The sequence below is a fragment of the Sphingomonas sp. Leaf30 genome, from assembly GCF_001422525.1.
Lineage (GTDB): Bacteria > Pseudomonadota > Alphaproteobacteria > Sphingomonadales > Sphingomonadaceae > Sphingomonas > Sphingomonas aerolata.
The window spans coordinates 190,049-204,568 of record NZ_LMKZ01000002.1 but is presented as its reverse complement, the minus strand read 5'-3'; the positions used below and the strand labels follow the sequence as shown (position 1 = coordinate 204,568).

The following is a 14,520-nucleotide window of genomic DNA, read 5'->3' as shown; positions in this document are numbered from 1 at the left end:
CCTCAGCGCCGGTTCCGATCGGGGATGTCAGTCGACATCCCCGTGTCCGTGGCCGACGGTGATGCGTGCGCCCGTATCGGCGCCCGCGCTGCCGCCCTCCCACCAATAGGCCTGGCGCGTGCGCGTGCCGGTAACCGTCTCGTTCAGCGTCGCGGCATCATAGAGGCGGCCGCCGAGCATCACCTGCGCGACCTTGTCGCTGTTGCGGATGTCGCTTGTCGGGTCGGCGGTCAGCACGACCAGATCGGCGAGCTTGCCGGGTTCGAGCGAGCCGACGTCCTTGGCGTATCCGAGCGATCGTGCCGATTCGATCGTGCCCGCACGCAGCGCCTCGATTGGGCTGAACCCGCCCCGGACGAAGCTCCACAGCTCCCAATGCGCGCCAAGCCCCGGCTGCTGGCCATGCGCGCCGATCGCCACGGGCACGCCCTTGACCGCGAGCTTGCGCGCCTCGCGTGCGGTCGCGCCATCGACATAATCCTCCTCGGGCGCGATCTCGCGCCGCGCATTCTGCGCCGCGAGCAGTGCCGGCGGTGCATGGCGGGCGAGCAGCGGATGCCGCCACACGTCGCTGTGCGCACGCCAATAGGGATCGCCCGCCGGCCCGCCATAGGCGACCACGAGCGTCGGCGTGTAGCCGACCGTCGTCTGCGACCAGAGATCGACCACATCGGCGTAGAAATGCTCAAGCGGGACGTTGTGCTCGACCGTGGAATTGCCGTCCTGCACCAGGCTCATGTCGAGCGTGAAGAGCGAGCCGCCCTCGGGGACGACCTCCATGCCTTCCGCCTGCGCTGCCGCGACGACCATCTGGCGCTGCTCGCGGCGTGGCTGGTTATAGTTCTTCACGCTGCGCGCACCCTGCGCCTTGAGGCGACGGACGACGGCGAGCGCGTCCTCATAGGTGTCGATCTGCGCATAGACGTCGGGCGCCTTCGCGCCATAGACGATCTCGCCGGTCGAGAAGGTGCGCGGCGCGAGCAGCATGCCCGCCTGCTGCATCTCGGCCGCCGGGAAGATTTCGGCGGAGCGTGACGACGGATCGTGGATCGTCGTGGTGCCGAGCGCGAGGTTTGCCATCGCCGACCAGTTCTGCTGCGGCACGATCTCGTCCTCGCCCTGCGGACCATGCGCATGCGCGTCGACCAGCCCGGGAATGACCGTCTTGCCCGCCAGGTCGACGGTCTTCGCGCCTGCGGGAATGGCGACCGTGCCGCGTGGCCCGACCGCGACGATGCGGTCGCCGCGGATCAGGATGGTGGCGTCGTCGATGATCCCGCCATCGGCCTTCGCCATCGTCACGACGCGTGCGCCGGTCAGCGCCACCGTTGCGTCAGGTTTGGCGGCGGCGATGTCCATCGACAGCGAGGTGCCGGTGCGCGGCGCGACGAACTTCGGCGCGTCCTCGCCCTTCGGCGTCGGCACCGCGCGGAACAGCGCCGCGGTCTCGGCCGTGTAGAGCGTCGGGCCCGCACTCCAGTGGATCTGCCGGCCGTCGTTCGACCAGTTGATGAAGTCCGCGCCGTCGCCGCTGACGCGGGTGACGGGCAGGGGGCCGCCCTTGGCATCGGTCTCGACCGCCTGGCGGCCCGGCATCAGCGGCATCACGAACGCCTCGTAATTCTGACGGAAGGCGACGTAATCACCCTGCGGGGCGATCTGATAGTCGTTGACCAGTTCGCCCGAGGCATGGACGCGGCGGTCCTGTCCGTTGAGGTCGGTGCTGATCAGCTGGCGCTTGTCCTTCTCTGTCGCCATCAGGAAGACGCGGTCGTTCGCCGCGCCGAATTGCGGGCCGCTCGCTTCCTTGGCGATCCGCACCGGCGCACCGCCGCTGGCGGCGACGCGGTACGCCCCGGCATCGGGATTGCCCCGTGCCGCAGTCAGCCCGCCGCCGGGGCCCTGCTCGAACACGATCGTGCGCGCGTCGGGCGAGAAGCGCGGGCGGCGATAATGGCCGGCGACGGTCGTGACGGTGCGCGGCGAGCCGCCGCCTGCCGCGATCGTCCGGATCTGGCCGAGCCCCGCATCCGTCCAGCCGACGAAGACGATCTGGCGGCCGTCGCGCGACCAGCTCGGGAACAGCTCGAATTCGTCCACGCCGCGCGTCAGCCGGGTCGCGGTGCCGCCCGCGACGGGCTTGGTCCACAGCTTGCCGAGTGTCTCGAACACGACGGTTCGGCCATCGGGCGAGACGCTTGCCCAGCGCGGCATCTTCGTCGCGAACCGGTCGGGTGCGACCGCGATCTGCGGATGGACCGCGTCGACGATGACGCGCGTATCGTCGATGCGGAACGGGATCACCGCCGCACCCGAGCCGTCGGGGGCCACCCGGCGCAGCTTGCCCCCCGCCCAGAAGACGATCGCCGTGTCGCCCGGCGTCCAGGCCATGTCGGGATAGACGCCCGTCACCGCCCATGTCTCCTGCACGTCGCGGTCGAGCGGACCATAGATCATGCGTTCGACCCCGGTCGCGAAGTCCTTCGCCCATAATTTGGTGACGTTGTTCTCGCGCCGGACAAAGGCAATCCGCTTGCCGTCGCGCGACGGTGTCGGCCGCACCGAGCCGCCGACCCCGGAGACCGCGGTGCTGACCTCGCCGCTGTCGACGTCATAGCGTTCGATATCGAACAGGTCGGTGCGCGAATTCTGCGCATATTCGAAGATCGGGCCGGGCGAGATGTTGCGCGTGTAGAAGATGCTCTTGCCGTCGGGCGCGTAGATCGGCTCGCCCAGTTCCTTCTGCAGCACCTCGCTCGCGCGCTTGACGAGCTGGACGCCGCCGCCGCCCGAGACGTGATAGAGCCAGATCTCGCCCGTGCCGAGCGAGCGGCCGGTCGTGAAATGCTTCTTGGCGGCGATGAACCGGCCGTCCGGGCTCCAGCTCGGCTGGTTGAGCAGGCGGAAATCCTCGTTCGTCACCTGTCGCTTGTCGCTGCCGTCGACGTTCATCACCCAGATATTGTCGCCGCCGCCGCGATCAGACGTGAAGGCGATGCGGCGGCCGTCGGGCGAAAAGCGCGGCTGATGCTCGAACGCCAGCCCCTCCGCGATGCGTCGCGGCGTGCCGCCCGTGATCGGCATCGTATAGAGGTCGCCGAGCAGATCGAAGGCGATCATCCGGCCGTCGGGCGAGACGTCGACGTTCATCCAGCTGCCCTCGTCGACATGCAGGGCGACCTCGCGCGTCTTCAGTCCACGCGGCTGCATGACGTCCCAGACCGGCGGCTTGGCGGACGATTTGGATGTGGCAGCCGAGGCATTGGCGGGCGAGGCGGCAGTGACCGGGGCTGCGGCGACGGGCTGGGGCGACGGGTTGGCGTCTGCGCGGGTCGTCGGAGGGGTGGTCGCCGTCGCCTGATTCTCGGGCGCCTGGGTCCGTTCGACGGGCTTGGCGGCTGGTGGCGGCGTGGTCTGTGCGGACAATTCGGTGGCGACGAGGCAGAGTGCGATGGCGGTCAGTGCGCGGTGCTTCATGGTGTAAAGATCCCCCCTTGTGCGGCAGGGTCTAACCGATTGACCGCGATCGTCACTCGCAAATTTCTTTTATCGGGTCGCTTCTCGTCCTGTTGCCGCCGCTCCGCTTTGTACCGGTCTTGGACGTGATCTTCGCCGGTCGCGAGTGGATGGAAGGCGAGAGCACGTCACGCCGGGTCTAGAGCGTCGCGTCGCAAGCAAGTTTCTCCGCCTTGCTTGCGCCTTGGATGCGTTGACCGACGACCGATAGCAATGCCCCCAGCGGATATTATTCCATGGCGGACGGACCCGCAACCGAAGCGAAATGGTGTGGCCTGAGGAACGCAAAGTCCTGTCATTGATACCGATTGAGACCGTTACGACACAAAATCCATACCGCGTGTCATTTCCGAAATTATTGGTATTGTTTTGATATTTGGGACGTGACAGCATGTGCCTGTCCGAGGGTCCGGATGGTAATGCCGAACAAGGTCAGCAAGGTCACGGGGCGACAGATCCCGATGAAAGCGCGTCCTGTTGTTCATCGAACGCTTCCGAACAGGGTCGGCGGCAATCGATACGATGCATCACCATCCATGTGACCCGATCGGCAACGTGGGGGGTGATAGAATGGTGCTGTTCAAAGGGTTTCTGACTACGACATGTTGCGTCGCGGCGTTGTTTGCGATGCCGGCCCCGGCGCAGGCCCAGGCGTCGGATACAGGCGCGGGCGATGGTGCGCAGGAAAGCCAGACCGCGATCGGCGATCCCGTGGCCTCCGCCAAGCTCGCTGCAGATACCGAACGCACCGGCCAACGGCAGGAAGCGTCGGACATCGTCGTGACCGGCACGCGCATCGCGCGGCCGAATAACCGGTCCGCCGCACCGATCGTAACAACGACCGCCGCGGAAATCGCGGCACAGGGCGCGACGACGATCGAGGAGGTGCTGAACCGCCTGCCGCAGGTGCAGGTGAACTCGGAACAGAATTTCAGCGATTCCGAAGGCCGTCAGCGCATCAAGCTGCGCAGCCTGGGCTATGAGCGCACGCTGACGCTGATCGACGGCCTCCGTATGGGACTGGCCAACACGGTCGACGTCGGCATCATCCCCAACGCGCTGGTCGAGCGGATCGACGTGCTGACCGGCGGTGCCTCGTCCGTCTATGGATCCGACGCGGTATCGGGCGTCGTCAACTTCGTGCTGAAGAAGAACTTCGAAGGCATCCGGCTCGACGCGAACTACAGCTTCTACAATCACGACAATGGCAGCAACGCGGTTACCGAGGCGGCAGGTCGCGCGGGTTTCGCCGCCAAGCGCGGATTGACCAATGACGGTGGTCGTTCGGATGTCAGCCTGGCGGCGGGTACCAATTTGTTCAACGACCGGGTGAACCTCACCGGGTTCATCAATTACCGCCAGTCCAACCCAATCGAGCTGGTCGATCGCTCCTATTCGGTCTGCGAGGCGGTCCAGCCGACCAACACCTCGCCGCTCGGTTGTTCGCGTGCGAGCTTCACGCCCGCCGGTACGATCATTCCGCAGTCGGGGCCGCGCGCCGGGCAGATCCTGGTCAACAATCCCAACGGGAACGGGACCTTCATTCCGATCAACAGCGGGCCGCAGGGCTCGTCTGCCAACCCCTATGACAATTGGGCGGTCCAGCGCGCGTTCAACCGCGTCAACCTTGGCGGTTTCCTGACCGCCAAGATCACCGATGACATCGAGCTGTACGGCAACGGGCTGTTCTACCGCGACAAGTCCTACAACACCCAGCTCAACCGCACCTTCAACTTCGGTGCGTACGGCTCAGACCCGTTCCGCGTGAATTGCGACAACGCGTTCCTGTCGTCCTCGCAGGCACAGGATCTGTGCGGCGCCAACGCCGGTGTTGCCGGACAATATGCGCCGATCGACGTCCGCTACCGCTTCGACGGGCTGCCACTGGTGCGGCAGCGCTTCACCAATGAGGGCTATCGTATCGTCGCAGGGCTGCGCGGGCGCGGCTTTGACGACGTGTGGTCGTACGATGTCGCGGGCATGATCTCGCGCGCGCGCCTCGACACCATCGACGTGCCGTTCGCGCGCTTCGACAACATCAACCGTTCGCTCGACGTCGTCCGCGTCAACGGCACGCCGACCTGTCGTGCGGTCGTCAACGGGACCGATCCGTCCTGTGTGCCGTTCAACGCGTTCGCGCCGTTCAACCAGGATACGGCGCTCAACCAGTATCTCTACGGTGGCGCGACCGGCGGGATCAGCACGCGCATTCCGCGCCTGTTGCAGTTCGTCGGCACCGTCAGCGGCGATCTGGGCCGTTACGGCATTACCTCGCCGCTCGCGGATCAGGGCATCGCGATCGCGCTGGGCGCGGAATATCGCGAGGAAATGGAACGCACGATCGTCAACGAGGTCTTCCAGCAGAATAACGGCGGCGAGAACCAGCGCTTCACGCAAAGCATCCTCGAAGCCAATGCCGAGGTACAGGCACCGCTGATCGAACATCGCCGCTTCGCCGAGCTGTTGCAGGTCAACGCCGGCTACCGCGTGTCGCAGTACAACCGGCTCGACGGCAAGTTCGATACCTGGAAGGTCGAGGGACTCTGGTCGCCGGTGGCGGACATCACGCTGCGCGCCTCGTACAACAAGTCCCAGGCCGCACCGGGTGTCAGCACCGCGCAGGGTGCCGCCAACATCTTCTGGAACCAGGGCTTCTATGCCGATCCCTGTGCGCCGCGGGTCGACCCGTCGAACCCCAACGGTGCGCGACTGGCGCCGTCGGCGACGTTGCAGCAATGCCGCAACACCGGCCTTGCCGACAATCTCTATGGCAGTGCCTCGCTGATCTGCCCTGACGATCGGTGCACCGTGCGCGAGGGCGGATTCAACCTGACGCCCGAAAGCGCCTTTACCAAGACGTTCGGCGTCGTGCTGCGGCCACGCTTCATACCCGGCCTGACGGTGTCGATCGACCGCTGGCTGATCGATCTGAAGGACCAGCTCGACTTCCTCCAGCCGCAGAACATCATCGGCGAGTGCCTTGCGACCGGGAACGAGTATTTCTGCCGCGGCATCGTCCGCAATCCGGGCACCGGCACGCTCTCGAGCTCGCCTGCGACCAGTCCGTCGACCGGCTGGGTGGCGCGCGGTTCGGCCAATGGCTACAAGTCGCAGTCGCATGGCTGGGATTTCCAGGGGCAGTATAATGTCGGCCTGGGCGGCGTCGGCCGGCTCGACATGAGCTTCAACGGGACGCTGATGACCCGCGTCGGCTCGCAATCGTCGCCGACGATCGAACCGCGCAACTGCGTGGGATATTTCGGCAATCTCTGCGGCGAGAGCATGCCGCGCTGGAAGCACCAGCTCCGCACCACCTGGACGGCGCCCGACAGCACGACCAGCCTGTCAGTCAACTGGCGCCACCGCGGCGCGATGCCGCTCGACATCTATGCGCCCGAGGATACCGGCATTCCCGCCCAAGACGCGAGCGCCCGGCGCGATCAATATCCGGGTGTCGGTTCGTACAACTGGATCGACGTCGCGCTCAGCTTCGACATCAACAAGCAGATGACGTTCCGGCTGGCCGCCAACAACATCTTCGACCGCGATCCGCCGCTCATCCCGGACAGCCGTTCGCGGATCGGTCTGCTGCGCGGCAATACCGTGATGGGGTATGACCTGCTCGGCCGGCAGCTCGTCGCAGGGGTCTCGCTACGGCTGTAACGCGACCTACCGATGTGATCGCCGGGGTCCGGATCGGGATCCCGGCGATTTTTCGAAATGCGCTACGGTCTGCGAACGCCGGATTTTAGCAGCCGCTAACGCCCCGGCTCCGTCGCCCCCGCTGTCGACAGCAAAGCGGCGGCGGCGGGCTGTTCGGGCGTTGCGAACGCCCCTTTGGCGACCGGCAGCAGCATTTTGCGCGCTTCACCTCGAAGGTCGCGGGCGATCAGCTCCTCACCGAGTTTCAGTCTTGGACCTGGCGCGGCGGGCGTAGACTGAACGATCTTGTACAGCCCCTCTACCGCGACATCCGGGGCCTGCTCGCCCGCCGTTGCAAAGCTGTCGTGATACGCGATCAGCGCAAGGCTGCTCTCTGGGTCCAGGCGGTTGGCCTTGACGATGAAACGTCTCGCGTCCGCAAGCCGCTGCCGACGTTCGGCGGCCGGAGCGCGGATAGCCAGCTGCGTCAGCGCCGTGCCTTTCCACACCAGCGCGCGTGTTTCGGTCGGCGACTGTGCAATCGCCCTCTCAGCGGCATCAAGACAGGCTTCGGGATTGCCGGTGCGGCATTCGGCCTCGGCCAGGAGCAGGTGGTTTTCGGTCAGGGCGGGGAAGCGGGTCGCGTTGTCGCGAAGCCGGTCGAGCCACGCGGAGCGCCGTGCGAGCGCCTTCTCACGGTCGGGGCCGGCGTCGGGCACCTCGATCCGCGCGCCGAGTTCAAGCCGGCCACGGATCAGCCCGGCCTCCGCGCGGGTCAGACGGCGGATGCTGGGTTCCGGCGCGCGATCGGCCGGAAAGGCCATCTTCTCAGCCTGCAATTTGCGGCCTCGGTAGGCGGTCACGGCGCTTTGGAACTGGCTCGAATCGCCAAGGGCGCTCGCGGCGGTCTGCAGGTCGTCACCCCGTGCCAGGGCGTTCAGATAGCCGTGAAGCCGCGGCTTCCACTCCTCGGAGAAATACAGGAGGTGGACCAATCGCCATGCGTGATAGGGCGTCCAGGCCCGACCCTTGCCCGAGAGATAGCGCCCATCGAGGATGTGCGTGACCGGATACAGACCGTAATGATGCATGACCTTCGCGTAGCCAGGCGGAAGGTGGCCATATTCGACGTAGTCGTCGCCGGCTTCCATCGTCGCGAACAATTCTCCGAACCCCTGAAGATACCAGCGCGGATACGCTGCCGGAAAATAGGTCATCAGGTAGTTCTGGGCAAAGGCGGCATAGACGCGGGATTCGGCCCATTGGCAAAAGGCAATCTCGTTCACTGGAAGCTGTTCGAGAATCTGGTTCACGTCGTACGTCGGCTGTCCGGTCGCCGTCACCCTGGGGCTTACGTAATAATCAACGATTGGAGGGTTTCTGTCCCGCCCGCGCGTGCAATTGCGGTTCGTCTTGCGGCCAACCGATGGCTGAAGAACCAGGTTCACGCCCTCCTCGGTTGTTGCGAGCACCGACCCTTCATCACGCGGATCATAGTAGATCGTCTTTTCGAACGCCTGCGGGAAGGGACCATATTGCCAGCGCAGGTCGGTCAGTCGAAGCTGTTCGAACGCTGCGACATCGCCGATCATCGTCACGGCGATCTTGATCGTCTCGTCAGGCTGATCCACCCGGCCATGCAGGACCGAGAGCAGGAAGTGCAGCTTTTCGAGATTGTGCGCGGTGCGTCGCAATGCCGTTTCGTCGCCCTGACTGAACACGACGACGTGCGGCGTTTCCGCCATTCGCCACTCGCTCATCTCCACCTTCGACTCGCGGATTCGGTTGCCCGTGACGATGATGGTCGAGTCGCCATTCTTCACGGGTGCCGCAAGCTGCGCCTGCACCGGAAGGCTGAAGGCCACGCCCACGATCAAGAGCAACCACCGCTTCATTTGTTTGAAGCCCCGCATCACCTCAAGCATTCGGATGTGCACTAAGCGCCTGACCGAACCCCAAATCAAGTCATTCCAAGACCTGGGTACCGGTACAGACGATCTTCTAGCACCGTCTGTAAGAATGCTTGCTGCCATTCTGGACGTCCGGGCTCACCCGGTGCCCTGACAGTCACTCCGATCTACTTGCGCTTTTTATGAACCGTTTCGGTTCTCCGGGGATGCGAACAAGCCAGAGACAGGGCCTTGGGCGCCGTCATGAGCCCAAGTGAGGCAAGCTGAAATGAAACATTGGCGGAAGAGGTGGGATTCGAACCCACGGTAGAGTTACCCCTACGCTGGTTTTCAAGACCAGTTCCTTAAACCACTCGGACACTCTTCCGCACCGCATCCGCGCCGCCGCGATGGCGGAGGGCGTGTGCGACCGGCATCTAGGTCGGGGTGGAGCGTTGCGCAACTCTTTCGCACGGAGGGGGCCGGCCGTTCGACACGGCTTGCCACGATGGTCCGGCTCGGGCAGCGCTGCATCATGGATCTCGATGCGATGCTCACCCATTATTTCGGCACGACCGATCTCGATACGCTGGATACGATCGCGATCGATGACGGTCTGGAGCGCGTCAGGATTGCGTTCGGGACCGAGCGCGAGACCGGCCGGCGGTTTGCGCTGTGGGCCGTGCTGGCGACGCTCGGCGATGCGCCCGACCCGCGTGACGCGTTCAAGACCGCAGCCGAGCAACAGGCGGCGCAGGCCTATGTCCGCGCGCTGCGGACTGCGGACACGCTGGACGACTAGCCGCCCCGTGGGGGCAGACGGATAGCTTTGGCAAGGCGGGCGTTGGGGACGCAACTCCTGACAGTCTAGCGAAAGCGAGCCCCATGCACATCGATCTCTCCGGACAGACCGCTATCGTCACCGGCGCAAGCTCCGGCCTCGGACGCGCCGCCGCGCTGCTGTTCGCGCAGGCCGGCGCACGCGTCGCGGTCAATTACAACAGCAATCGCGAGGCGGCGGACGACGTGGTCGCGCGGATCGTTGCAGGCGGCGGCGAGGCGTTCGCCTTTCAGGCCGATACCGCGGACGAGGATGCGGTCCTTCGGCTGTTCGATGAGACCGTGTCGCGGTTCGGCGGCGTCGATGTCGTGTTCGCCAATGCCGGCATGCAGAAGGATGCGGGCTATGCGGACATGACGCTGGCCGACTGGAGCCGCGTCATCGACGTCAACCTGACGGGTCAGTTCCTCGTTTCGCGCGAGGCGGTACGCCGGTTCCGCGCGCAGGGTGATCGCGGCTTCGGCCGGGCGATCGGCAAGATCCTGTTCATGAGTTCGGTGCACGAGACGATCCCCTGGGCGGGGCATGCGAACTATGCGGCGTCGAAGGGCGGCAGCGGAATGCTGATGCGCACGCTGGCACAGGAGGTCGCGCAGGAGCGGATCCGGGTCAATGCGCTGGCGCCCGGCGCGATCGCGACCGACATCAACGCCGATGCGACCAGGGGCGATGCCGCCGACGCGCTGCTCAAGCTCATCCCCTATGGACGGATCGGCGAGCCCGACGATGTCGCGCGTGCGGCGCTGTTCCTAGTGTCCGACGCCGCGGACTATATCATCGGATCGACGCTGACCGTCGACGGCGGGATGAGCCTGTATCCCGGTTTCCGCGACAACGGCTGACCGCGGCTGGAGACATTGCCGCGACCCGCGAGGGTCGCGGCTCGCGTCAGGCCTGGAACAGGTCCTTGTACTGGCGTGGCTGTGAGCGGAGATACTGGTTGGGCGCCTTCACATGGCCGCCGAGATGTGCGGCGGCATGCCACGGCCAGCGCGGATCGTAGAGCAGGGTCCGGGCTAGCGCGACGAGATCGGCGTCACCGGTACCGATGATCGCCTCGGCCTGTTCATAATCGGTGATCAGCCCGACCGCGACGACGGGGATGCCGACCGCCTGCTTGACCTGACGCGCCAGCGGGACCTGATAGCTCGGCCCGACCGGGATCTGCTGGTCCGGGCTGAGGCCCCCGCTCGAGACGTGGATCGCGGCGCACCCGCGAGCCTCGAGCGCCTTGGCGAAGGCGACGGTCTGTTCACCGTCCCAGCCGCCCTCGACCCAGTCGGTGCCCGATACGCGCATCGTCACCGGGCGATCCGCCGGGAAGGCGGCGCGGACCGCGTCGTACACTTCGAGCGGGAAGCGCATCCGGTTCTCGAGGCTGCCGCCATAGTCGTCGTCGCGGTGGTTGGCCAAGGGCGAGAGGAACTGGTGGAGTAGATAGCCGTGCGCGGCGTGCAGCTGGATCGCATCGATCCCGAGCCGTGCGGCGCGCGTCGCCGCGGCGGCAAACGCGTCGCGCAGTCGCGCCAGCCCCTCGCGATCGAGCGCCGTCGGCGGCGTATCGACGGGCAGAAAACCGGCCGGGGAGGGGGCTTCGGTCTGCCAACCCTTGTCGGCGCCCGGCGCGATCTGCCCGCCGCCCTTCCAGGGCACCTCGCACGACGCCTTGCGTCCGGCATGCGACAGCTGGATGCCGATCGGCATGTCCGACCAGCGGCGCACGCTCTCGAGCGTCCGCGCGATCGCCGCCTCGCTCGCATCGTCATACAGCCCGACATCGCCGTAGGTGATCCGCCCCTCGGGCGTCACGGCGGCGGCTTCGAGCATCATCAGGGCCGCGCCCGACAGCGCGAGATGCCCGAGATGGATCAGGTGCCAGTCGGTCATGCAGCCGTCGACCGCCGAATATTGGCACATCGGCGCGATGACGATCCGGTTGGCGAGATCGAGCTTGCCGACCTTGAACGGCGTGAAGAGCTGCGGACCGCTCATGCGGCGGCCGCCGGAACGATAGAAGTGGCGCGCATCGTGAGAACCTCATGCGATGGGGAATGCGCCTCAACGCGCGGGGCCGGGATAGGAGCCGGCGGACGAGTGCCGGGCACGCCATCGCGCAGCCGCCCGACTGGCCTCCACGGAAGGTCCCCGCCGTCCCGGCGCGTGCCGGAACGACAGGGTGGGACGGGGCTCCTTAGAACTTGGCGCCGAGCTCGACGCCGTAGAAGCGCGGTTCGCCGGCGATATAGGTGGGGATGCCGAAGCCGCCGCCCGTGTTGCCCGCGTCGATCAGGTAGCGTTTGTTGGTCAGGTTGCGCGCAAAGCCGCCGACGCGGTAACGCCCGTCCGCAAGCTCGATACCCGCACGCAGGTTGACCAGCGTATAGCCGCGCTGGCTGATCGCGGCGCTGTTGGGCAGTTCGAAGAACACCTTCGACCGGTAATTCGCGCTGGGCGTCGCATAGAAGACCGCGCCGCCGACGGGCAGCCGGAGCGTCGCGCCGCCCGAGGCCGTGGTGCTCGGCTGGAGGCGGAAGCGGTTGCCGGCAAAGGTGCCCGCAGGCTGGTCCGCGATCCCGCCGTCGAGATAGGCGAAGGTCCCGAACACCGAGAGATACTGGCCAAGCGCGAGATTGCCCTCGAGCTCGACGCCGACATTCTTCGCCGAGCCCGCGCTGCGCGTGACCGCGACGACCGCACCATTGGCGGGATTGACCTCGTTTACCGAGACCTGGAACCCGTCATAGGTCTGATAGAAGACCGATGCCGCGCCGGTGAAGGGTCCGACGCGACCCTTGATGCCGCCTTCGTAGTTCCAGACATTTTCCTCAGGCACGATCTGAAGATTGGGGCGTACGCCGTTGACGGCGTTGAGTGCCGCCAACTGGACGACCGGTGAGCGCCGGCCCTTGCTGATCGTGCCGTAAAGGCTGACATCGTCGTCGAGCTTCAACAGCGCGTTGAAGCGCGGGAGGATCGCGGCGAAGCTCTGGTCCGCCTCGAACTTCACGCCGTTGGTGTTCGCGGTGCCAAGCAGGCTGGTGCGGACGCCCAGCGCGGCGAGAATCTGCGAATTGGGCTGGATCGACGAATAGCCCGACTGACGATCCTCGATCAGGATGCGTGCGCCGGCGGTCAGCTCGAGCGCCGGGATCGGGATATAGGTCGCATCGGCGAACACCGAATAGGTGTCGTTGTTGCCGTAATTGGTGAACTCGGACGAATAGGGGATCTGCGTCGAACGGCCGCCGGTGAGGATCGCGGTGGCGCGGGTCGCCGCCGGGATCGTGCCGTTGGCGGCGACACAGCCCGGGCCGGTCGGGATCCCCGCGCCGTTCAGCGCGGTACGGAACGGCTGATAGGCCGTGGCGATCGAGCAAGCGATATAGGTGCCCTCCTCGGTCGAGAAGGGGACGCGCTGCGACCCGTTTTCGAAGAAGGCGTTCCACCCGAACGATGCGCGATATTTCGGGCCGTCGAACGCGAAGCGGCTCTCATGGCTCCACTGGTCGCCCTTCGCATCCTCGGCGAACTCGAGATACCAGGCCGGGCCGCCATCCGCGTCGAAGATCTCGAGTGCGTCGAAGCGGCGATAGCCGTTGACGGTGGTGAAGGTGATGCCGGGCGACAGATCGACCGACACCGTCAGGTTGGCGTCATAGACGTTGCGGTCGAGCCCGAGCTTGCGCGCGCCGAGCGCCTCGGCGCTGAACGGCGAGCCCGAGAGTTCGGCATTGCCGTAATTGCCGGTCTGGCCGCCGGTCGGGGCATGCGCGCGGCTCTTGAACGCGGTGCCGGGATTGCGCTGACCGTCATAGGTCAGGACGAGGTCGGCGGTGACCGCATCGTTCGGACGGAAGCGCAGCGAACCGCGGAAGCCGCGCTGGTCCTGGCCGTTCAGATCGTCCTGATCGACCTTGCCCTGGTTCTGGTTGGGGATGTTCGCATCACCGGCGATGTTGCGGACATAGCCGTCGCGATATTTATAGGCGAAGGCCAGCCGCCCTGACAACACGTCGTTGCCGGCATTGATAAAACCCGACACCTGCGTCCGGTTGTAATTGCCATAGGAGCCGGTGATCGCACCCGAGGTGCCGGACTGCGGCTTGGCGGAGATGAGGTTGATGGCGCCAACCGCGGCGGCGGTGCCGAACAGCGTCGCCTGCGGGCCCTTCACGACCTCGATCCGCTCGAGATCATAAAGGTCCTGATAGGCGCCGCGCGAGCGGCTGATGTCGACGCCGTTATAATAGAGCGTCACGCGCGCACCCTGCTGCGACGAGCCATTGTCCGAGGTGATGCCGCGGATCACGAAGCCGGGGTTGTTCGCGCTCTGCTCCTGGATCTGCAGGCCGGGAATATAGGCGGCGACTTCGGAAAGCGAGTTGACGCCGATATCCGCCATCTTCGCGCCGGTGAGCGCGGTGACGGTCAGCGGCACGTCCTCGATCCGCTGTTCGCGCTTCTGGGCGGTGACGACGATGTCGTCGCCGCCCGTCACGTCGGCGCGGGCGGCCGTGCCGGTCGCCGGATCGGGCGCGACGATCGCCTGGGCAAGCGCACCCGTCGAACAGGATGCAGCAAGCGCGGCCAGAGCCAGGCGCGTAAAAATGGTCGTCATGAAGTCCCCCGATT

General features: G+C 65.9%; 7 protein-coding genes and 1 tRNA gene. 3 read left to right on the top strand and 5 right to left on the bottom strand.

Features of this window, described 5'->3' with window-relative positions:
- Positions 1-27: 27 nt before the first annotated feature.
- The gene (locus ASE89_RS07705) at positions 28-3,477 is read right to left on the bottom strand and encodes an amidohydrolase family protein (RefSeq protein WP_056675706.1); all 3,450 of its coding nucleotides are present in this window, start codon (positions 3,475-3,477) and stop codon (positions 28-30) included.
- 666 nt (positions 3,478-4,143) lie between these two features.
- On the opposite strand from ASE89_RS07705, the gene ASE89_RS07700 reads away from it, so the two are divergent.
- Positions 4,144-7,179 (top strand): TonB-dependent receptor plug domain-containing protein, encoded by a 3,036-nt coding sequence (locus ASE89_RS07700; RefSeq protein WP_056676400.1) that lies wholly within the window; start codon positions 4,144-4,146, stop codon positions 7,177-7,179.
- A 95-nt stretch (positions 7,180-7,274) separates the two neighbouring features.
- On the opposite strand, the gene ASE89_RS07695 is transcribed toward ASE89_RS07700, so the two are convergent.
- Together ASE89_RS07695 and ASE89_RS07690 are read right to left on the bottom strand one after the other, a co-directional pair.
- Positions 7,275-9,083, bottom strand: a complete 1,809-nt coding sequence (locus ASE89_RS07695) for a hypothetical protein (protein WP_056675703.1) — start codon at positions 9,081-9,083, stop codon at positions 7,275-7,277.
- A gap of 262 nt (positions 9,084-9,345) precedes the next feature.
- Positions 9,346-9,435, bottom strand: a tRNA-Ser gene (locus tag ASE89_RS07690).
- Between the two features lie 120 nt (positions 9,436-9,555).
- Here ASE89_RS07690 and ASE89_RS07685 point away from each other — a divergent pair.
- Both ASE89_RS07685 and ASE89_RS07680 read left to right on the top strand, forming a co-directional pair.
- The gene (locus ASE89_RS07685; protein WP_236701666.1) at positions 9,556-9,849 is read left to right on the top strand and encodes a hypothetical protein; all 294 of its coding nucleotides are present in this window, start codon (positions 9,556-9,558) and stop codon (positions 9,847-9,849) included.
- An 83-nt stretch (positions 9,850-9,932) separates the two neighbouring features.
- The gene (locus ASE89_RS07680; protein WP_056675701.1) at positions 9,933-10,730 is read left to right on the top strand and encodes a glucose 1-dehydrogenase; all 798 of its coding nucleotides are present in this window, start codon (positions 9,933-9,935) and stop codon (positions 10,728-10,730) included.
- 46 nt (positions 10,731-10,776) lie between these two features.
- On the opposite strand, the gene ASE89_RS07675 is transcribed toward ASE89_RS07680, so the two are convergent.
- Positions 10,777-11,880 (bottom strand): NADH:flavin oxidoreductase/NADH oxidase, encoded by a 1,104-nt coding sequence (locus tag ASE89_RS07675; protein ID WP_056675698.1) that lies wholly within the window; start codon positions 11,878-11,880, stop codon positions 10,777-10,779.
- Positions 11,881-12,079: 199 nt separating this feature from the next.
- Positions 12,080-14,506 (bottom strand): TonB-dependent receptor, encoded by a 2,427-nt coding sequence (locus tag ASE89_RS07670; protein ID WP_056675696.1) that lies wholly within the window; start codon positions 14,504-14,506, stop codon positions 12,080-12,082.
- Between the last annotated feature and the right edge of the window lie 14 nt (positions 14,507-14,520).

Excerpts from the sequence above, each read along its gene's own strand:
- ASE89_RS07705 (WP_056675706.1), bottom strand. The coding sequence starts at position 3,477 with ATGAAGCACCGCGCACTGACCGCCATCGCACTCTGCCTCGTCGCCACC.
- ASE89_RS07680 (WP_056675701.1), top strand. The coding sequence starts at position 9,933 with ATGCACATCGATCTCTCCGGACAGACCGCTATCGTCACCGGCGCAAGC.
- ASE89_RS07685 (WP_236701666.1), top strand. The coding sequence starts at position 9,556 with ATGGTCCGGCTCGGGCAGCGCTGCATCATGGATCTCGATGCGATGCTC.
- ASE89_RS07670 (WP_056675696.1), bottom strand. The coding sequence starts at position 14,506 with ATGACGACCATTTTTACGCGCCTGGCTCTGGCCGCGCTTGCTGCATCC.
- ASE89_RS07675 (WP_056675698.1), bottom strand. The coding sequence starts at position 11,880 with ATGAGCGGTCCGCAGCTCTTCACGCCGTTCAAGGTCGGCAAGCTCGAT.
- ASE89_RS07695 (WP_056675703.1), bottom strand. The coding sequence starts at position 9,083 with ATGCTTGAGGTGATGCGGGGCTTCAAACAAATGAAGCGGTGGTTGCTC.
- ASE89_RS07700 (WP_056676400.1), top strand. The coding sequence starts at position 4,144 with ATGCCGGCCCCGGCGCAGGCCCAGGCGTCGGATACAGGCGCGGGCGAT.